We start from the raw sequence: 18,265 nt of genomic DNA on the forward strand, positions 1-18,265 counted from the left end.
CGCTGTCGAGTAACGATCCCCATGCGTATCGCCATCGCTTCCGATCACGCCGCTGTCGACCTGAAGGCCGCACTGCGTGAGTATCTCATCGGCCTTGGCCATGAAGTTGCCGACCTGGGGCCAGAGACCGCCGATCGCGTCGACTATCCCGACTATGGCTACAAACTGGCCTCGGTGGTAGCCGAAGGCATTGCCGAGCGGGGCGTCGCCCTGTGCGGATCAGGTATCGGCATCTCGATCGCAGTAAACCGCGAACCGGCCTGCCGCTGCGCACTGGTTTCGGAACCGCTCTCCGCAGCACTCGCGCGCGAACACAACGATGCAAATGTCATTGCGATGGGCGCACGCCTGACTGGCGAGGACATGGCCAAGGCCTGTCTTGACGCATTTCTTTCCACCGAATTCGGCGGTGGCCGCCATGCCGGCCGCGTCGAAAAGCTTTCCAACCCCGCAATCTGAAGGAGCCCCCAGAGATGACCACCGCCACAGCAGCGCCGGAAATCCGCAAAGCCGGCTTCTTCACCGAGCATCTGGAAACGGCCGATGCCGAAGTGTTCGCCGCCATCAAGGGTGAGCTGCACCGCCAGCAGACCAAGATCGAGCTGATCGCTTCGGAAAACATCACCAGCCGTGCCGTGCTCGAAGCCACCGGATCGGTTTTCACCAACAAGTACGCCGAAGGCTACCCGGGCAAGCGCTACTACGGTGGGTGCGAATACGCCGATATCGTCGAGAACCTGGCGATCGAGCGCGCCAAGCAGCTGTTCGGATGCAACTTCGCCAACGTTCAGCCCAACTCGGGCAGCCAGATGAACCAGGCCGTGTTTCTCGCGCTGCTGCAGCCGGGTGACAGCTTCATGGGCCTCGACCTGAATTCGGGTGGCCATCTTACCCACGGCAGCCCCGTGAACATGAGCGGCAAGTGGTTCAACGTGATCCCTTACGGCGTGCGCCCTGACGATCACATGATCGACATGGACGAGGTCGCCCGTCTTGCCCGAGAGCACAAGCCCAAGCTGATCATCGCCGGTGGCACCGCCTATTCACGCACCTGGGACTGGGCCGCCTTCCGCGCCATTGCCGATGAAATCGGCGCGTGGCTGCTGGTCGACATGTCGCACATTTCGGGCCTCGTTGCAGGCGGCGCCCACCCCTCGCCGTTCCCGCATGCCCACGTCGTCACCACGACGACCCACAAGAGCCTGCGCGGCCCGCGTTCGGGCGTGATCCTCACCAATGACGAGGATCTGGCCAAGAAGTTCAACACCGCCGTATTCCCCGGCCTCCAGGGCGGTCCGCTGGTCCACGTCATCGCGGGCAAGGCGGTTGCCTTTGGTGAAGCGCTGCGCCCCGAATTCAAGGCCTATGCCCATCAGATCGTCGCCAATGCCAAGGCGCTTGCCGAAAGCATCAAGGACGCCGGCCTCGGCATCGTTTCCGGCGGCACTGACAACCATCTTATGCTGGTTGATCTGACTGCCAAGGACGTGACCGGCAAGGCCGCCGAGAAGGGTCTCGATCGCGCCTGGCTCACCTGCAACAAGAACGGCGTCCCGTTCGACAAGCGCTCCCCCTTCGTCACTTCGGGCATCCGCCTCGGCACGCCGGCTGGCACCACCCGCGGTTTCCGCGAGGAAGAGTTCCGCACCATCGGCAAGCTGATCGTGGAAGTGGTCGATGGCCTTGCGCGCAACGGCGATGAGGGCGATGGTCAGGTCGAACAGCGCGTGCGCGATCGCGTCGCGGAGCTTTGCGCGCAGTTCCCGATCTATCCGGAGCTGTAAGCTTATGAACGACCACGACGATCTCGCCGCTCGCGCCAAGCAGGAAATCTCCGGCATGGCCAAGCAGGGCATGGCCCACCCATCGACCAAGCCGGTCCTGACCGGCGCGGCCATCGGGGCGGTGGCCGGTGTGCTCCTTCCTGTCGTCTCGCTCCCGCTTGGCCTTGCCGTGGGTGCTGGCATTGCCTTCTGGCAGAGGATCAAGCGCTAAGCCGTGCGTTGCCCGTTCTGCGCCCATGACAACAGCCAGGTGAAGGACAGCCGGCCGAGCGAGGACAACACCTCGATCCGCCGGCGCCGTCAGTGCGAAGGCTGCGGGGCGCGGTTCACGACGTTCGAGCGGGTGCAGTTGCGTGAGGTCGTCGTAGTCAAGAGCGGGGAACGACGTGAACCGTTCGACCGGTTCAAGATCGAACAATCGGTTTCGCTCGCCTGCCGCAAACGCCCCGTCGCCCAAGAGCGCCTCGACCAGCTCGTGTCGGGCATACAGCGCCAGATCGAAACCATGGGCGATTCAGAAGTCCCATCCAAGGTCATCGGAGAGATGGTCATGGAAGGTCTGCGCCAGCTTGATAGCGTGGCCTACATCCGCTTTGCCAGCGTCTATCGCGATTTCACCGAAGCGCGTGACTTTGAAGAATTCGCTTCAAGCGTCCAGGAAATGAGCGGCCGCGCCTGAACATGAGCGATACTGAACAGCGCCAGCCGGTCATCGTCCTGGTCCGCCCCCAGCTTGGCGAGAACATCGGCAAGGCCGCACGTGCCATGCTGAATTTCGGCCTGACCGAGATGCGACTTGTATCTCCCCGTGATGGCTGGCCCAATCCATCCGCCGGTCCCGCCGCTGCTGGTGCCGACAGGGTTCTGGAGAAGGCACAGGTCTTCGATACCCTCGCCGATGCCGTCAGCGATTGCTCGCATGTCTACGCCACCACCGTGCGCAAGCGTGGCGTGACCAAGCCCGTGCTGACGCCGGAACAGGCAGCGAAGGACATTATCGCCGCGCAGGGCCGCAGCGCGATCATCTTCGGACCGGAACGGTCAGGCCTTGAGACCGACGACGTGGCGCTGGCCCGCGCCATCATCACCGTACCGATCAACCCGGAATTCGGTTCTCTCAACCTCGCGCAGGCCGTCATCCTTTGCGCGTACGAGTGGTCGAAGCACGTCGATCTGGTTCAGCCTACCGTAGAGGACATGCTTCCCCCTGCCCCGCAGGAAGAGTTCGAAGGCATGTTCGAACAGCTTTGCACGATGCTTGAACCGCGCGGCTACTTCGAGCCCGAGGCACGCGCGGCCGCCACGCGACGCACATTGCGCACCATGCTGACCAAACCAGGCTGGAACCATCTCGAAGTGCGCACCATGCGCGGGGTGCTGAGCGCCCTGCGCCGCAAGGAAGGCTCGAAGCCGGGGGACGAGCCGCGCAGTTGAACTTCAGTCGTTGATCACGCGATGGTTTCGCTGGGCTTGTACCGCATCTGCGGCGTCCATCAGCCGATCCCAGAAATCGGTTACAAGCCCGACGGGAATACCGAGCTCGAAAGCGCGACGACGAATCACCGCCATCTGGGCATTGCGCTCGTCGTCAGAAAGCCCTCGTTGAACCGTAGTGCTCGCAGCCAACCCAAATCGTTGAGACAAAAGCGAAAGTATTTGAAGGTCGATCGCCTCCAACCCGCCGGAAAGGGATTCCAACGGCTGCGACTGGTCAGAACGAGGCGGCCCTTCGTGCATCATTTTCGATAGCACCCCAATTTCGCTACCCTGTCTATGGCCGCTGCCCTTGACAAAGGGCTAATTGTCTGTTCTTGGCCGCGCTTCGCAATTGGCCCTGCACTCCCGGTGAAGCGGTGGCCGCACTTCGCAATTGGCAAAGTGGTGCGTGTCCGGGACTTGAAGCATCGGCGCGTTGCCGGTGCAGGCAGATTGAAAGGCAGCGCATGTCCAAGCGCAAGGCATCCAAGTACAAAATTGATCGCCGTCTCGGCGAAAACATCTGGGGTCGTCCCAAGTCGTCGGTGAACCGCCGCTCGTATGGCCCGGGCCAGCACGGCCAGCGCCGCAAGAGCAAGGTCTCGGACTTCGGCATCCAGCTCCGCGCCAAGCAGAAGCTCAAGGGCTACTACGGCGACGTGACCGAGAAGCAGTTCAAGCGCACGTATCAGGAAGCGTCGAAAATGAAGGGCGACACCGGTCAGAACCTGATCGGCCTGCTCGAACAGCGCCTTGACATGGTCGTGTACCGCGCCAAGTTCGCGCCGACCATCTTCTCGGCTCGCCAGGTCGTTTCTCACGGTCACATCTACGTCAACGGCGTGAAGTGCAACATCGCCTCGCGTCGCGTTCGCCCCGGCGACGTTATCAGCCTCGGCAAGAAGGCCAAGGAAATGGCCCTCATCGCTGAAGCGCAGTCGCTGCCCGAGCGTGAAGTTCCCGACTACGTCGCCGCCGAAGGCGACAAGGCCACCTTCACCCGCGTTCCGACGCTGGACGAAGTACCCTATCCGGTGAAGATGGAACCGAACCTGGTCGTCGAATTCTATTCGCGCTGATCGGTATTCCAACCACTGCGACACATGGAAGAGGCGGGGCGCAAGCTCCGCCTTTTTCGTATGTGCAAACAAGCTGTTACGTGTCGTTTCGCAGGTGAAATTTACAGCAATTCGGGGAACTCTCGGGGCGCGCGACCATTGGGATGGCATGTGTCTCTATCGCTTCGTCACCCCGCATCGCATCGGCAAATGGTATCCGGACTTGCTCACCGCGCAGCGCCAGGCTTTCGCCATCGGCGCCGGCTTTCTCGATGAGCGTACCGGCGAATTCTATGCCTACAAGGACACGAGGCTGGAGACGCAGGACCCGATGATGCAGGACGGCGCAGAGGGCATTGCCGCCTAACGCGCGAAGTAGTCCCGTCTGAAATCGGCTGCGAAGGCCGCAAAGCGCCCTTCTGCGATTGCCGCGCGCATGCCTGCCATGAGTTGCTGGTAAAACCACAGGTTATGCTCGGTCAGCAGCATGGCCCCAAGCATCTCGCCCGACTTGTGCAGGTGGTGCAGGTAGGCGCGGCTGTACTTGGTGCAGGTCGGGCACGGACAGCGTTCGTCGAGAGGGCCGGTATCTTCCGCATGCCGGGCGTTGCGCATGTTCACCGGGCCGTTCCAGGTAAAGCCCTGCCCATTGCGCCCGGACCGGGTCGGCAGGACGCAATCGAACATGTCGACCCCGCGCTCGACCGCGCCGACCAGGTCATCAGGCTTGCCGACCCCCATCAGATAGCGCGGACGATCCGCAGGCAATTGCTGCGGCGCGAAGTCGAGCGTAGCGAACATCGCCTCCTGCCCTTCCCCCACGGCAAGGCCACCAATGGCATAGCCGTCGAACCCGATGTCGGTCAGGGCGTCGGCACTGGCCTTGCGCAAGCCTTCGTCAAGCGCGCCCTGCTGAATTCCGAACAGCGCCGCGCGTTCGGCATGTTCGGCCCCGGCGTTGAAAGCTTCGCGACTGCGCCTTGCCCAGCGCATCGACATTTCCATAGATTTTGCGATCACATCGCGCGGCTGGTCGGCGCGCGGGCATTCGTCGAAGCACATGACGATGTCGGACCCCAGCAGACGCTGGATTTCCATCGAACGCTCCGGGCTCAACAAATGACGCGAACCGTCGAGGTGGCTGGCGAAGGTCACGCCTTCCTCGGTGATCTTGCGCAAGTCCGAAAGGCTCATCACCTGGTAGCCGCCACTGTCAGTCAGGATCGGGCGGTCCCAACCGCCAAACTTGTGCAGGCCACCCAGACGCGCGACACGCTCTGCTCCGGGGCGGAGCATAAGGTGATACGTGTTGCCGAGGATGATGTCCGCACCGCTGGCGCGCACGTCTTCCATCTTCATCGCCTTTACCGTTGCGGCGGTACCTACCGGCATGAACGCCGGGGTGCGGATATCACCGCGCATCATCCGGATCGTGCCGGTGCGCGCCTTTCCGTCGGTGGCGTGGATATCGAAGGCAAAACGGGTCATCGTGCGGAGATCTCGGCAAAAAGAGTGTTGCGGCCCTTAGGCGCAATCGCCAAAGCGCGCAAATGCCAGACCTGCTGCTGATAGAACCCGCCCATCTCGATCTCTGGTTCTACCCGGCGTTGACCTGCGTTGCGGTGCTTTCGGGGTTCATCGACGCCGTGGCGGGCGGCGGCGGGCTGGTGATGATGCCGGTGCTGCTCTCCACCCCCCTGCCCCCGCATGTGGTGCTGGGGACCAACAAGATCCAGTCAATGTGCGGCACATCGATGGCCACGTGGCGCTATCACAAGGCAGGTCTGTTCAGTTTCCGCAAGAACGCCGCGACAGCCGCCATCGTTTTTGTCGGCGCAATGGCAGGATCGCTGGCAATTCAGCACCTTAGCGCGGACGTCCTCAAACTCGTCGTGCCAGTGCTGCTGATTGCTGTGGCGCTCTACACTGTCCTGTCGCCGGGCATGACCGACGAAGACCGCAAGGGCCGCCTGTCCGAGCGCGGCTACATGCCGGTAGGGGGCGGGGTTGCGTTTTACGATGGCTTTTTCGGGCCGGGCGCCGGACAGTTCTTTGCAACAACGCTGGTTGGCTTGCGGGGCATGGGGCTTACCCGTGCCACTGGCCTGACGAAATTTCTCAACGTCACCAGCAACATAGCCAGTGTGATCGTGTTCAGCATCGGTGGCCAGGCGATGTGGATTCTCGGGGCTTGCATGGGCGTCGGTGCCATGACCGGCGCGTGGATCGGCTCGCACTATGCCACCAAGTTCGGCGCCAAGGTGATCCGCCCGCTGCTCGTGGTGGTGAGCATCGGGCTGACCGTGCGACTGGTATGGGGCTGGTTTTCCTAGGGATTCCAGACCAATGGCAGCGAAGTGCAGGCACCGACGTTGCCGCCCTTCATGGTGACGGGACGCTCCGGATCAAGGCGAACCGCGGGCATGCCAGCAAGCCACTCCTCAAGAAAAACAATCACTTCCATGCGCGCAAGGCCTGCGCCGACGCAGCGGTGGGCGCCCACGCCCATCGTGGTGTGTCGGATCGGGGTCAGGCCGCGGTCGAAACGCACCTCTTCCGGCGCAGAAAAGCTTCTCGGATCAAGGTTATGGAGTACGCTGGGCAAGTAGACAAGGTCACCGGCACGGATCGTGACGCCGTCGATTTGGATATCTCCAACTGCATTGCGACTCACGGCAACTGTCGGGTAGCGACGCATCAACTCATCGGCAACTGCGGGCAACTCTCGCGGGTTGTGGCGCATCCACTTCTGGTGCTCGGGGTGCCTCGCCAAGTGGAGCGCGACCATCCCGATCATCGCAGCAACCGTATCGAGTCCACCGAACAGAAGATTGCGGCACATCCGCCGCGCCTCGTCCACCGTCCACGGCCTGCCGTCGACCGGTTCCGACAGGATGCGGCTGAAGAGGTCGTCGCCGGGCTGCGCCATGCGCCTTTCAATAAAGGGCCACAAGTAATCGTCAGCCGCCTGCCGGAGTTGTTCGACCGTCATCGAACCGTCAGGGCGCGTGAGTTGGACACCGAGCTGGCGAAGTCGAGGACGGTCTTCGAGCGGTACGTCGATCAGGGTGAGGAAGATGTTCAGCGGCAGGATTTCGGCGAAGTCGCTGACGAAATCGCACTCGCCACGCGGGCGCAGCCCCTCGATCAGTTCGCGCGCGACTTCACGCACCTTGGGTTCCAAGGCGACGACAAAACGGGAGGCAAGGCCCTTCATCACGGGCGTGCGATACGCTTTGTGCGCTGCTCCGTCCTCCTGCAGCGGAATGAACTGCATGACTTCGCCAAGGCCCGGAGTCACGGCAAGGCACTGATTGGAGAGCCTTTCTGCATCTCCCCACAGTTGGCGCACAACGTCACCGCGCGCTGCGATCCAATGACCGCCATTGACCGTAGTCCACACAAGACCGGGGCCATCAAGCAGCGTCTTCCACGCGGCGAAGTAATCGCTCTCCACCCCTGGCGGATTGAAGATGTCGAAATCCACCATCCGGTCTGCCGGAACGTGTGCCGGTATCATGCCCTTCTCCCATATCTGTTGGGGGGCAGGCTAGTCGGCACACCGTCGGCCGAAACTGCGCTTTATGGCAGGAGCAGGCTGGAATCGCCGTAGGAGTAGAAGCGGTAGCCGCTGGCAATGGCATGGGCATAGGCCGCCTGCATCCGGTCGAGCCCCATCAGCGCCGAAACGAGCATGAACAATGTGGACTTGGGCAGGTGGAAGTTGGTCATCAGCCCGTCGATTGCGCGGAAGCTGTAGCCCGGCGTGATGAAGATCGCGGTATCGCCTTCGAACGGGCGAATGACCCTGTCTTCGCCCGCCGCGCTCTCAAGCAGGCGGAGCGAGGTGGTGCCGACGGCGATAACGCGGTTGCCGTCCGCGCGGGCGGCGTTGAGACGGTCTGCAGTGGCGGAGTCGATCGTGCCCCACTCCGCGTGCATCTGGTGGTCCTTGGTGTCGTCGGCCTTGACCGGCAGGAACGTGCCCGCGCCAACATGCAGGGTGAGCGTTTCAGTGCGGATGCCGCGCTCGGCAATCGCTTCCATGAGGCGCGGCGTGAAGTGCAGCGCGGCGGTGGGGGCGGCGACGGCGCCATCCTTGGCCGCAAACATCGTCTGGTAGTCTTCGCGGTCTCGCTCGTCGGTGGGGCGCTTGCCGGCAATATAGGGCGGCAGCGGCATTTGCCCTGCCCGTTCCAGCAGGACCTCGACGGGCTCTTCGCCGGGAAAGAACAACGTCCAGCTGCCATCGGGAAAGCGGCTTTCTGCAAAGGCAGACACGCCAGCGCCGAACCTGATCTCGTCTCCCTCCCGCAGGCGTTTGCCGTTGCGAACGAAGGCCTGCCAACGGCGCAGGTCGATCCGCTTGTGGAGCGTGGCGCCGAGGCGCGCCCCCTCACCGTTCAAGCTTGGACGCTGGCCTTCAAGCTGGGCCGGAATGACACGCGTGTCGTTGAACACCAAAACATCGCCGGGATTCAACAGCGAGGGCAGATCAAGCACTGTGAGGTCACGGAACGGCCCGTCCATGCCAACGCCAAGTAGGCGCGCCGAATCACGCGGCCGGGCGGGACGCAGGGCAATATTTTCCTGAGGCAATTTGAAGTCGAAGAGATCTACGCGCATGGGCGCGCCCTAGCCGCAATTGGGCAAGGATTCGAGAGCCCTTAGTTTGACGTAGAATTGCTGAGCATGTCCGCCGTGATGGCAGCCGGTGCCGCTGGCGCGACCGGCGCCGGGGCCGCCTTGTTGTCAGCCGCAATCGAGGCCTGCACGATCTTCGTCGGGTTCTGCGGCGGTTCACCGCGCACGATCGCGTCCACAAAGTCCATGCCGGCGATCACACGGCCGAAGTTGGTGTACTTGTGATCGAGGGCAAAGCGCGGATAGAAGACGATGAAGAACTGGCTGTTGGCCGTGTCAGGTTCGTTCGTGCGCGCCATCGAAACCGATCCGCGCACGTGCGGAATGGCGTTGAACTCGGCCTTGAGGTCAGGCAGCGGCGAACCGCCCTGCCCAGTTCCCGTTGGGTCGCCAGTCTGGGCCATGAAGCCGTCGATCACGCGGTGAAAGATGATGCCGTTGTAGAAACCCTGGCGGACAAGAGTCTTGATCCGCTCAACGTGGTTGGGCGCCCACTCCGGCATCAGGCGAATGGCCACACGGCCACCGTTCGAAAGATCGAGGTAGAGGATATTCTCGCGATCCACGGACTGATCGGCATTGACCGTATAGGTGAGCGGCTTGGGCGCTGGTGCCGGAGCCTCGTCCTTCGCCATGGCAGGCGAGGCAATCAGGGCAGCGCCAAGCGCAAGTGCGGTGAGAAAGCGCGAAACCATGGAACAGTCGAACTCCGGATAACCTGCAGCGCCGATAGGCTTCTCGCGCTGTCGCTGCAATGAACGATTGCCGTTCTGTTTCAGTAGTCGCCCAGACGACCAAGCTTCTCGACCCTGGCGACCACTTCATCACGGACCATTGGCGTGACGAAATCGGCTATCTCGCCCCCGAAAAGCGCAATTTCCTTCACTAGCTTCGATGCGATGGGCTGAAGGCTGACGTCGGCCATGAGGAACACGGTCTCAATCTCGGCGTCGAGCTGCTGGTTCATGCCGGCCATCTGGTATTCGTACTCGAAGTCCGCAACGGCGCGCAGCCCGCGCACGATCACCGAAGCGCCTTGGGCGCGGGCGAACTTCATCAGCAGCGCATTGAAGCCCACGACCTCGACATTGTCGATTCCCTGGTCCGCCACTTCACGGCTGACCATGGCCATGCGTTCTTCCGGCGTGAACATCGGGTTCTTCGAGGGATTGGTGGTGACGCCGATGATCAGCTTGTCGACCAGCTTGGCTCCACGCCGGATGATATCGAGGTGGCCGAGCGTGATCGGATCGAACGTGCCCGGATAGACGCCGATGCGCTGCGCCATCAGTGATTCCTCTCGACAATGAAGCGCGCCAGTTCGCGCAGGAGATCGGCTTCAGGGCCATAGCTCGCCAGAAACTCGATCGCTTGTTCTACCAGAATGCGCGCCTGTTCGCGTGCCCTCTCTGCGCCCAGCAGCGAGAGGAACGTCTCCTTGCCCTGCGCTTCATCTTTGCGCAGGGCCTTGCCCGCCGCGGCTTCGTCGCCTTCGGCGTCGAGCAGATCGTCGGCAATCTGGAACGCAAGGCCGATGTCGCGAGCATAGCCGCGCAAGTGCGTACGGCCTTCAGGCGGAAGCTTGCCGAGAATTGCGCCCATCTCAACCGAGGCGGAAAGCAGCGCACCCGTCTTGAGCTGCTGCAGCCGCGTTACGGTAGGCAGGTCGAAGCTCGAGGTTTCGGCAACGATGTCCATCATCTGCCCGCCGCACATGCCGTTCATGCCGCTGGCCGTGGCAAGCGTGCGGATCAGTTCGATGCGGGTGAACGGATCGCCACTGGTTGCAGGATCGGACAGGACTTCGAACGCGAAATCGTGAAGCGCGTCGCCAGCAAGGACCGCCGCAGCATCGTCGAAAGCGAGATGCACGGTGGGCTTGCCGTGCCGCAAGGCGTCATTGTCCATGCACGGCAGATCGTCATGGATCAGCGAATAGACGTGGATTGCCTCGATTGCGGTGCCGACCCGGACCGCGGCTTCGCGAGAAACGCCGAACAGTGCAGCGGTGGCGCAGACCAGCAGCGGACGGACGCGCTTGCCGCCACCGATCGTGGCATAGCGCATGGCTTCGACAAGCCGGTCGCGGGGATCGCCGGGCACGGGCAGGAGCAGGTCGAAGCTCTTGTCGATGTCTTCGGCGATAGCCTTGAGCGCAGGCTTGAGCAGACCGGTTTCGGCCATGACGGAAGCTCCGATCAGCCCTGGGTTTCGTCAAACGGGCGCAGGCCCTGCGGCTTGCCATCACGATCGGCCACGATCGCTTCGATCCGCGCCTGCGCCGCATCGAGCCGCGCCTGGCAGTGCGCGCGCAGTGCATCGCCGCGGGCATAGAGATCGATCGATTCATCAAGCGGGGCATCGCCGCTTTCCAGCCGCCGCACGACTGTCTCGAGTTCCTTCAGAGCCTCTTCAAAGCTGAGGCCAGCGATGCTTGGTGCGATATCAGGTGCGGTTCCCATTGGGGCAGCATTGACGGGGCCATGGGGCGCGGTCAAGCTTCGATCCGCAACAAGCCGGGGACCTGCACTCCATGCAATACGTGATCGCCTATGTCGCTGCCGCCGTGGTGTTTGGCGCAATGGACGCCGTGTGGCTGGGCTGGGCCGGGTCAAAGCTCTATCGCCCCGCGCTGGGCGATCTGCTGGCGCCGCAATTCCGCGCGGGGCCGGCGATCGTGTTCTACCTGCTCTACCTTGGCGGAATGATGTGGTTCGCCGTCCGGCCAGGCCTGTCGCAGGGCCTGGGAGCGACGGCGCTGAACGCTGCGATCCTCGGCGCGATGTGCTACATGACCTACGATCTGACCAGCCAGGCCGTGCTGGCGCGCTGGCCGGTACACGTGACCGTGATCGACGTGATCTGGGGGACGTTCGCGACGACAGTGGCCGCTACGGCAGCAACATGGATCGCGCTCAAATTCGCCTGACAGGACTAGCCTACACGCGCCCACATCGCTAAGGCGCGCGCCATGTCCGAAATCACGCCAGATGTCGTCGCCGCCCATGGGCTGTCCGAGGAAGAGTACCAGCGCGTCCTGAACGCGCTCGGACGCGAGCCGAACCTTGTCGAGCTCGGGATCTTCTCGGTGATGTGGTCGGAGCACTGCTCCTACAAGTCGAGCCGCATCCACCTCAAGAAGCTACCGACGTCGGCGCCCTGGGTGATCTGCGGCCCCGGCGAGAACGCGGGCGTGATCGACATCGGTGACGGGCAGGCCGCCATCTTCAAGATGGAGAGCCACAACCACCCCTCCTACATCGAACCCTATCAGGGCGCGGCAACTGGGGTTGGCGGCATCCTGCGCGACGTCTTCACCATGGGCGCGCGCCCGGTGGCGAACATGAACGCGCTGCGCTTTGGCCGTCCTGATCACCCGAAGATGAAGCACCTTGTGCAGGGCGTCGTCGCGGGCATCGGCGGCTATGGCAACTGCGTTGGCGTGCCGACGGTCGGTGGCGAGACCAACTTCCACAAGGCCTATGACGGCAACATCCTCGTCAACGCGATGACCGTGGGCGTGGCCGATACCGACAAGATCTTCTATTCGGCGGCCACGGGCCTCGGCAATCCGATCGTCTATGTCGGCTCCAAGACCGGCCGTGACGGCATCCACGGTGCGACCATGGCGTCTGCCGACTTCGACGAGAAGTCCGACGAGAAGCGCCCGACCGTACAGGTGGGCGATCCCTTCACCGAGAAGCTGCTGATCGAAGCCTGCCTCGAACTCATGGCGACCGATGCGATCGTCGCGATCCAGGACATGGGCGCGGCGGGCCTGACGTCGTCCTCTGTCGAAATGGCGACCAACGGCAAGGCTGGCATCATTCTCGACATGGACAAGGTGCCCTGCCGCGAAGAGGGCATGACGCCTTACGAAATGATGCTCTCGGAAAGCCAGGAGCGCATGCTCATGGTGCTCAAGCCCGGCAAGGAAGCCATGGCCGAGGCGATCTTCCGCAAGTGGGAGCTGGACTTTGCCGTGATCGGCGAAGTGACCGACACTGGCCACATGGTGCTGAAGTTCAAGGGCGAGACGGTCTGCGACATTCCGCTGGGTCCGCTCGCCGAAGACGCCCCGCTCTATGACCGCCCTGCCCTATCGCTGGCAGACTACAAGGCGTGGGCTAACGTGGCGCCGCTCGGTTCTGTGCCGGAGAGCGCGGACCTTGGCGCCGATCTGGTCAAGCTGATCGGCTGCCCCGATCTCGCCAATCGCCGCTGGATCTTCGAGCAATACGATTCGCAGGTTGGTGCCGACACGTTGCAGAAGTCGGGCGGCGATGCTGCCGTGGTGCGCATCCACGGCTCGAAGAAGGCGCTGGCGATCAGCACCGACTGCACGCCGCGCTATTGCTATGCCGATCCCTTTGAAGGCGGCAAGCAGGCCGTGGCCGAAACGTGGCGCAACATCTGCGCGGTTGGCGCGCGTCCGCTGGCAATCACCAACTGCCTCAACTTCGCCAATCCGCAGCGGCCCGAAATCATGGCGCAGATCGTCCAGGCGCTGAACGGCATGGGCGATGCTTGCCGCGCGCTGGATTACCCGATCGTCTCGGGCAACGTCTCGCTCTACAACGAATCGAAGGCCACCGGCGGTGGTTCGGCCATTCTGCCCACGCCTGCCATCGGTGGCGTCGGCCTGATGCTTGATCACGACGTGATGACCACCGTCGCGTTCAAGAACGAAGGCGACGTTATCTGGCTGGTGGGCAATGAAGGCTCGCATCTCGGCCAGTCGCTTTACCTGCGTGAAGTGCATGGCCGCGAAGATGGCGATGCGCCTGCGGTAGACCTTGCTGTCGAGCGCAAGAACGGCGAACAGGTGCGCGAATGGATCGCGGCCGGCAAGCTCACCGCTGTCCACGACATCTCGGACGGCGGCCTGCTCGTAGCGCTGACCGAAATGGCGCTGGCCGGTGACAAGGGCTGCTCGCTCGACGTGGCGCTGACCACGGCTTCGGCATTCGGCGAGGATCAGTCACGTTATGTCGTCACGACCAAGGCTGGCGAAGTTCTCCAAGGTGCAACCAGGCTTGGCACGGTCGGCGGAACGCAGGTAGCGGGCGTCGAACTGGCAAGGCTGCGCGAGGCCAACGAAGCCTTTTTCCGGGACTGGATGGAAGCGTGACGCACGGGTCCATCCGCGTCGGTATCGGCGGGTGGACCTACGAACCTTGGCGCGGGGGAGCTTTCTATCCGGTGGGCCTCCCGCACCGGCGAGAACTTGAATACGCCGCGTCAAGGCTGAGCTGCATCGAGATAAACGCGACCTACTACCGGCGGCAAAAGCCCGAGAGCTTTGCGCGCTGGGCAGCGGCCACTCCGGAAGGCTTCCGTTTTAGCCTGAAGGCGCTGCAATATACCATGCGGCGCAAGGTGCTGGCGGACAGCAAGGAGATCGTCGGCAAGTTCCTTGATCAAGGGTTCACTGCACTCGGCGACCGGCTGGGCCCGATCCTGTGGCAGTTCCGCGAAGGGAAGCGGTTTGAACGCGAGGACTTTGCGCGCTTTCTTGACCTGATCCCGGATCGCCAGGACGGCGTGGCGCTGCAACACGTGCTCGAGGTACGCGACGTATCGTTCTGCGATCCAGCTTTCCTTGACCTCTGCCGCGATCGCAATTTTGCCGTTGCATTCTCCGACGACGCCGAGTTTCCGCAGATCGACGAGCAGACGGCGAATTTCTCGTACGCGCGGCTGCAGCAGTCGAATGAAGCTTGCGAGACCGGCTACGAACCCGCGGCGATCGGCAAGTGGGCGAAGCGCGGCCGCGACTGGGCACGGAACGGCAGGGACGCCTACATCCTGTTCATCGCGGGCGCGAAGCAGCGCAACCCGGCCGCAGCGCGGGCTTTGATCGCAGCCCTCTGACCGTCAGGCGGCGAGCTTCTTAGCCGCATTTTTTCCGAGCAGGTCATAGGGATCGATTCCCATGCCGCGCCAGATGCCGTGCGCTTCCTTGTAGTGCCTGGCAGGAGTGATGTTAAGGCGGGCACGCACCTCTTCGATGGGCAGCGGCAGCAGTTCCTTGATTGATTGTTCGCACAGCCGCGGGCATGCCTTGCCAAGTCGCTGGCCTTCGCGGACTGCGCGTAGGACCGGCGCGCTGCGCTTGGTCTGGCGATTGATGTTCATGCCGGCCATGTAGCCGATGAACAGATGTGCCGGGCTCGGTTGCTGGCTGTAGGTGAACGCAAGGACGCAGGCTTCGCCAAGTGCATCGCGCCCGTAACCGGTCAGCACGTGAAGCATGTCGTGCACGTCGCGCATGCGGTTGAGGTACCACAGGAACTGGTCCTCGAAGCGTTCTCGCTTGGCGGCGAAGCGATCGAACTCGTCGACCAATCCCTGCGCGGTCAGGCCCTCGCTCTCCATGAAGTCGCAATAAGCGTGGGCCAGAGAACCCTCAGGCGTCTGCCGGAGCGCGGCGTGATCATCGAGAATCGCTGGGAGATAGGGCTCGGTCAAACGAAGGGCCTGACCGCGCTCGCTACGCAGAAAAGCCTCGGCCCGCCCCCGCAGGTTCCGCCACGGCAGCGCCTCGAAAATGTGGAACACCTCCTCGGTATCTTCCTTGTCTTTCAGGAGGTTCTGAAAATGGTGCCATGCCTTGAGCGGCTGCATCCGCATCTCCGGACGACGCTCATCGTAGATTGGCAGGTCAGCACTCAACGCGCCGGTCATGGCGTTCACGTCGATTCTCCCGGTTTTCTTGCCGCCGGAATACTAACAGCACTGTAAATAGATCGTCAATCGCCGTGCCCGGAGCACTGCTTGCCAGCGCCGACGGTGCAGTGCAGACTAGCAAAAAACGTAGCGGGAGAACGGAACATGGCACGGAAGTGGCCAATGGCGCTTGGACTGGCGCTTTCGTTGCTGGCCTTGGCTGCGGGTCTGGCCGCCGGCACGACGCAACATGAGAGTTGGCACCTCGCCGCACGTTGGACTGCACGAGTGGGCTTTCCGATTTTCCTCCTGACCTACCTCGCCTCCTCGCTCTTTCGCCTTTCCCCCGCCCCGTGGAGCCGTGCGCTGGTTCGTGATCGCAGGTGGTGGGGCCTTGGCTTTGCGGCAAGCCACTCCGTCCACCTCGTGGCGCTGGTCGTCGCAGTCAGCCTCGATCCGGAACCGCGCACGTTGGCATCGCTTGTCCCGGGAAGCTTGGCCTACCTGTTCATTCTCGCCATGGCGTTGACCTCAAGCAGCGCTGCAATGCGCGCACTCGGCCGGAACTGGAAACGCCTGCACACAACGGGCATCCACGTGATCTGGCTGATCTTCACGCTGGCTTACGCCAAGCGCATTCCAATGCCGGAGACGCGCGCCATCGGCCTGACGATGACGACGCTCGCCCTGATGGCGCTGCTGGTTCGCGTGCTGGCGTACAGACGACGCAGCACGCCCGCCTTTGCCTGATCAGTCGAAGACCCAGTCCTGACGGGCAATGCCGAAGAGCGACAGGATCGAGGTCAGATCACCGCGGTCGACCCAGCCGTCGGCGGCAGAGCGGGCCTTGGGCTTGGCGCGATAGGCGATGCCGTAGCTTGCAGCTTCGATCATCGGAATGTCATTGGCGCCATCGCCGGTCGCAAGGCTGAACACTTCGCTGCCAAGGCGCTCGGACTCTTCGAGCAGGACCTTCTTCTTCACCGAACTATCCACGATTCCACCAACGAGCCCGCCAGTCAGCATGCCTTCGTGCAGGCCGAGGCGGTTGCCGACCACGCGATCGAACCCGAGCAGTTCCGCCACCGGATCGGCGAAGGAATGAAAGCCGCCCGTGACCAGTACGGTATGGCAGCCACGAGCCTTGAGCGTCGAAACGAGCGTCCGAGCACCTGGCATCGGGCGAATGCGCTCCTCGAGGCACTGCGCGATTGCGGTCTCAGGCAGGTCCTTGAGCAAGCCGACGCGTTCGCGCAGGGCGGATTCGAAATCGAGCTCTCCCTGCATCGCGCGTTCTGTTATTGCCGCAATGCGGTCCTTGAGTCCGGCGAAATCCGCCAGTTCGTCGATGCATTCCTGCTCGATCATGGTCGAATCCATGTCGGACACGAACAGGCTTGGCACTTCGATCAGGCCGTTGGAGAGCAGCAGGTCGCTATCGGGGAAGCACTGGTCCAGGATCTTGCGGATGCCTGCAGGATTGCCTTCGACGACTTCGAGTTCGAGCACGTCCTCACAGAAGTCGAGCATCCCGGCGCCTGCCACTTCCCAATCGCGCGCCTCGATCATTTCCATCGCAAGCGAGAGATTGTCACCAAGCGTCTCAGGGTCTGCTATCAGGCGCGCGATGATCAACGGGGAATCCTTTTCTGAAAGCACAGTGCACGACGCGGCTGACCGGCCGCGCGTGGCGCTAATCGCAGGGCCGACGGCAAGCGGCAAGAGCGATCTCGCTGTGAAGCTCGCCCTCAGGCTGCGAGAGCAAGGCCGGGAGGCGGTGGTTATCAATGCCGACAGCGCGCAGGTCTATGCAGATCTGCGCGTGTTGAGTGCAAGGCCGTCGGAGGAGGAAATGCAGGGCGTGCCGCATGTCCTGTTCGGCGCGTGGGATGGTGCGCAGCCCTGCTCGGCGGCAGACTGGGCAACAGCCGCCAAGGTTGAGATCGCTTCAGCCCACGAACGCGGTGCGATGCCGATCCTCGTCGGCGGGACGGGCATGTACATAAACACCCTGCTCCACGGCATTGCACCGGTACCGGACATAGACCCTGCTGTTCGTGCGGAGGTGCGAACTCTGCCGGTTGAGGTCGCATATGCCGCATTGCGCGAGGAAGACCCGGCGCGCGCTGCACTGCTTGGTCCTGCCGATGTGCAACGCGTGACCCGCGCGCTTGAGGTGGTGCGTTCGACCGGGTATTCCCTCGCACATTGGCAGCAGCAGCGTGTCGGCGGGATCGGCAACGGGGTGGACCTCGCGCCGATCATTCTCCTGCCCGAGCGGCAGTGGCTTTATCGCCGCTGCGATCTGCGCTTTGAACTGATGTGGCAGGGCGGTGCACTCAACGAGGTCGAAGCGCTGCTGGCCCGGGGCCTGCCCGAATCGTGTCCGGTCATGCGAGCAATCGGCGTGCCGGAGATCGCCGCATTCCTGCGCGGTGAAATGTCTCAAGATCAGGCAGTTTCCGCAGGGCAGCAGGCGACGAGGAACTACGCCAAGCGGCAGTATACCTGGCTGAAGAACCAGAATCCCGGCAGTTGGCCACGCTTGACGTACGAAAATTCCATTGACTTCGACTATGCAGCAAGTTTATTGCGCGGTTAGCCGCTTGACACCACCTTTTATGTCAAGTAGCA

At 62.8% G+C, this 18,265-nt stretch carries 23 protein-coding genes; 13 read left to right on the forward strand and 10 right to left on the reverse strand.

Annotated features, from left to right (window positions below; all coding sequences use genetic code 11):
* Window positions 1–21: 21 nt before the first annotated feature.
* Genes rpiB through AC1Q5P_RS09280 form a run of 5 tightly spaced genes read left to right on the forward strand, consistent with a single transcriptional unit; the run spans window position 22 to window position 3,218 of the window.
* Window positions 22–459: a ribose 5-phosphate isomerase B gene (gene rpiB / locus AC1Q5P_RS09260; RefSeq protein ID WP_039331261.1), complete on the forward strand. Its 438-nt coding sequence runs from the start codon at window positions 22–24 to the stop codon at window positions 457–459.
* 14 nt (window positions 460–473) lie between these two features.
* Window positions 474–1,784 (forward strand): serine hydroxymethyltransferase, encoded by a 1,311-nt coding sequence (gene glyA, locus AC1Q5P_RS09265; protein WP_039331262.1) that lies wholly within the window; start codon window positions 474–476, stop codon window positions 1,782–1,784.
* Between the two features lie 4 nt (window positions 1,785–1,788).
* Window positions 1,789–1,995, forward strand: a complete 207-nt coding sequence (locus AC1Q5P_RS09270) for a hypothetical protein (protein WP_062342172.1) — start codon at window positions 1,789–1,791, stop codon at window positions 1,993–1,995.
* Between the two features lie 3 nt (window positions 1,996–1,998).
* Window positions 1,999–2,463 carry a transcriptional regulator NrdR gene (gene nrdR, locus AC1Q5P_RS09275; protein ID WP_039331266.1) on the forward strand — a complete coding sequence of 155 codons (465 nt, stop codon included), beginning with the start codon at window positions 1,999–2,001 and terminating at the stop codon, window positions 2,461–2,463.
* A 2-nt stretch (window positions 2,464–2,465) separates the two neighbouring features.
* Window positions 2,466–3,218 carry an RNA methyltransferase gene (locus AC1Q5P_RS09280; RefSeq protein WP_492476440.1) on the forward strand — a complete coding sequence of 251 codons (753 nt, stop codon included), beginning with the start codon at window positions 2,466–2,468 and terminating at the stop codon, window positions 3,216–3,218.
* A gap of 3 nt (window positions 3,219–3,221) precedes the next feature.
* Here the strand turns inward: AC1Q5P_RS09280 and AC1Q5P_RS09285 are convergent, their stop codons facing one another.
* Complete coding sequence (locus tag AC1Q5P_RS09285) at window positions 3,222–3,524, reverse strand: chorismate mutase (protein ID WP_492476441.1); 303 nt, start codon at window positions 3,522–3,524, stop codon at window positions 3,222–3,224.
* 203 nt (window positions 3,525–3,727) lie between these two features.
* On the opposite strand from AC1Q5P_RS09285, the gene rpsD reads away from it, so the two are divergent.
* Together rpsD and AC1Q5P_RS09295 are read left to right on the forward strand one after the other, a co-directional pair.
* Window positions 3,728–4,339 carry a 30S ribosomal protein S4 gene (gene rpsD, locus AC1Q5P_RS09290; RefSeq protein ID WP_039331270.1) on the forward strand — a complete coding sequence of 204 codons (612 nt, stop codon included), beginning with the start codon at window positions 3,728–3,730 and terminating at the stop codon, window positions 4,337–4,339.
* A gap of 148 nt (window positions 4,340–4,487) precedes the next feature.
* Window positions 4,488–4,685, forward strand: a complete 198-nt coding sequence (locus AC1Q5P_RS09295; RefSeq protein WP_039331271.1) for a hypothetical protein — start codon at window positions 4,488–4,490, stop codon at window positions 4,683–4,685.
* On the opposite strand, the gene tgt is transcribed toward AC1Q5P_RS09295, so the two are convergent.
* Window positions 4,682–5,806, reverse strand: coding sequence for a tRNA guanosine(34) transglycosylase Tgt (tgt, locus tag AC1Q5P_RS09300; protein WP_492518775.1), 1,125 nt, complete (start codon window positions 5,804–5,806; stop codon window positions 4,682–4,684). The two genes, AC1Q5P_RS09295 and tgt, sit on opposite strands and share 4 nt — an antisense overlap.
* Before the next feature lie 62 nt (window positions 5,807–5,868).
* Here tgt and AC1Q5P_RS09305 point away from each other — a divergent pair, with 62 nt between their 5' ends.
* Complete coding sequence (locus tag AC1Q5P_RS09305; RefSeq protein WP_230487822.1) at window positions 5,869–6,651, forward strand: TSUP family transporter; 783 nt, start codon at window positions 5,869–5,871, stop codon at window positions 6,649–6,651.
* Here AC1Q5P_RS09305 and AC1Q5P_RS09310 read toward each other — a convergent pair.
* From AC1Q5P_RS09310 to AC1Q5P_RS09335, 6 genes are all read right to left on the reverse strand, one after another.
* Entirely contained in the window at window positions 6,648–7,838 is a 1,191-nt protein-coding gene (locus AC1Q5P_RS09310) for a cytochrome P450 (RefSeq protein ID WP_492518776.1), read from the reverse strand. The genes AC1Q5P_RS09305 and AC1Q5P_RS09310 overlap by 4 nt on opposite strands.
* Before the next feature lie 62 nt (window positions 7,839–7,900).
* Window positions 7,901–8,944 carry a tRNA preQ1(34) S-adenosylmethionine ribosyltransferase-isomerase QueA gene (gene queA, locus AC1Q5P_RS09315; protein WP_492518777.1) on the reverse strand — a complete coding sequence of 348 codons (1,044 nt, stop codon included), beginning with the start codon at window positions 8,942–8,944 and terminating at the stop codon, window positions 7,901–7,903.
* 41 nt (window positions 8,945–8,985) lie between these two features.
* On the reverse strand, window positions 8,986–9,657 hold the full coding sequence (locus tag AC1Q5P_RS09320; RefSeq protein WP_039331493.1) for a peptidylprolyl isomerase: 672 nt from the start codon (window positions 9,655–9,657) through the stop codon (window positions 8,986–8,988).
* A gap of 80 nt (window positions 9,658–9,737) precedes the next feature.
* Complete coding sequence (gene coaD / locus AC1Q5P_RS09325; protein ID WP_039331280.1) at window positions 9,738–10,250, reverse strand: pantetheine-phosphate adenylyltransferase; 513 nt, start codon at window positions 10,248–10,250, stop codon at window positions 9,738–9,740.
* Window positions 10,250–11,146, reverse strand: a complete 897-nt coding sequence (locus AC1Q5P_RS09330; protein WP_039331281.1) for a polyprenyl synthetase family protein — start codon at window positions 11,144–11,146, stop codon at window positions 10,250–10,252. Before AC1Q5P_RS09330 ends, coaD begins: the two co-directional genes overlap by 1 nt.
* A gap of 14 nt (window positions 11,147–11,160) precedes the next feature.
* Window positions 11,161–11,424 (reverse strand): exodeoxyribonuclease VII small subunit, encoded by a 264-nt coding sequence (locus tag AC1Q5P_RS09335; RefSeq protein WP_039331283.1) that lies wholly within the window; start codon window positions 11,422–11,424, stop codon window positions 11,161–11,163.
* Between the two features lie 71 nt (window positions 11,425–11,495).
* On the opposite strand from AC1Q5P_RS09335, the gene AC1Q5P_RS09340 reads away from it, so the two are divergent.
* From AC1Q5P_RS09340 to AC1Q5P_RS09350, 3 genes are read left to right on the forward strand one after another with little or no spacing between them, the layout of a single operon-like run.
* Window positions 11,496–11,891, forward strand: coding sequence for a DUF2177 family protein (locus AC1Q5P_RS09340; protein ID WP_492476447.1), 396 nt, complete (start codon window positions 11,496–11,498; stop codon window positions 11,889–11,891).
* A 42-nt stretch (window positions 11,892–11,933) separates the two neighbouring features.
* Window positions 11,934–14,093: a phosphoribosylformylglycinamidine synthase subunit PurL gene (gene purL, locus AC1Q5P_RS09345; protein WP_492518778.1), complete on the forward strand. Its 2,160-nt coding sequence runs from the start codon at window positions 11,934–11,936 to the stop codon at window positions 14,091–14,093.
* On the forward strand, window positions 14,090–14,836 hold the full coding sequence (locus AC1Q5P_RS09350) for a DUF72 domain-containing protein (RefSeq protein ID WP_062342157.1): 747 nt from the start codon (window positions 14,090–14,092) through the stop codon (window positions 14,834–14,836). Before purL ends, AC1Q5P_RS09350 begins: the two co-directional genes overlap by 4 nt.
* A 3-nt stretch (window positions 14,837–14,839) precedes the next feature.
* Here the strand turns inward: AC1Q5P_RS09350 and AC1Q5P_RS09355 are convergent, their stop codons facing one another.
* Complete coding sequence (locus tag AC1Q5P_RS09355; RefSeq protein ID WP_492518841.1) at window positions 14,840–15,649, reverse strand: Coq4 family protein; 810 nt, start codon at window positions 15,647–15,649, stop codon at window positions 14,840–14,842.
* Window positions 15,650–15,796: 147 nt separating this feature from the next.
* On the opposite strand from AC1Q5P_RS09355, the gene AC1Q5P_RS09360 reads away from it, so the two are divergent.
* Window positions 15,797–16,381, forward strand: coding sequence for a hypothetical protein (locus AC1Q5P_RS09360; RefSeq protein ID WP_492518779.1), 585 nt, complete (start codon window positions 15,797–15,799; stop codon window positions 16,379–16,381).
* On the opposite strand, the gene serB is transcribed toward AC1Q5P_RS09360, so the two are convergent.
* Window positions 16,382–17,266, reverse strand: coding sequence for a phosphoserine phosphatase SerB (gene serB / locus AC1Q5P_RS09365; RefSeq protein ID WP_427465076.1), 885 nt, complete (start codon window positions 17,264–17,266; stop codon window positions 16,382–16,384).
* Here serB and miaA point away from each other — a divergent pair.
* A complete protein-coding gene (gene miaA, locus AC1Q5P_RS09370; protein ID WP_492518780.1) occupies window positions 17,259–18,233 on the forward strand; it encodes a tRNA (adenosine(37)-N6)-dimethylallyltransferase MiaA in 975 nt (324 codons plus the stop codon). The genes serB and miaA overlap by 8 nt on opposite strands.
* Window positions 18,234–18,265 lie beyond the last annotated feature (32 nt).

The sequence above is a fragment of the Novosphingobium sp. GW835-FHT14H07 genome (genome assembly GCF_058793515.1).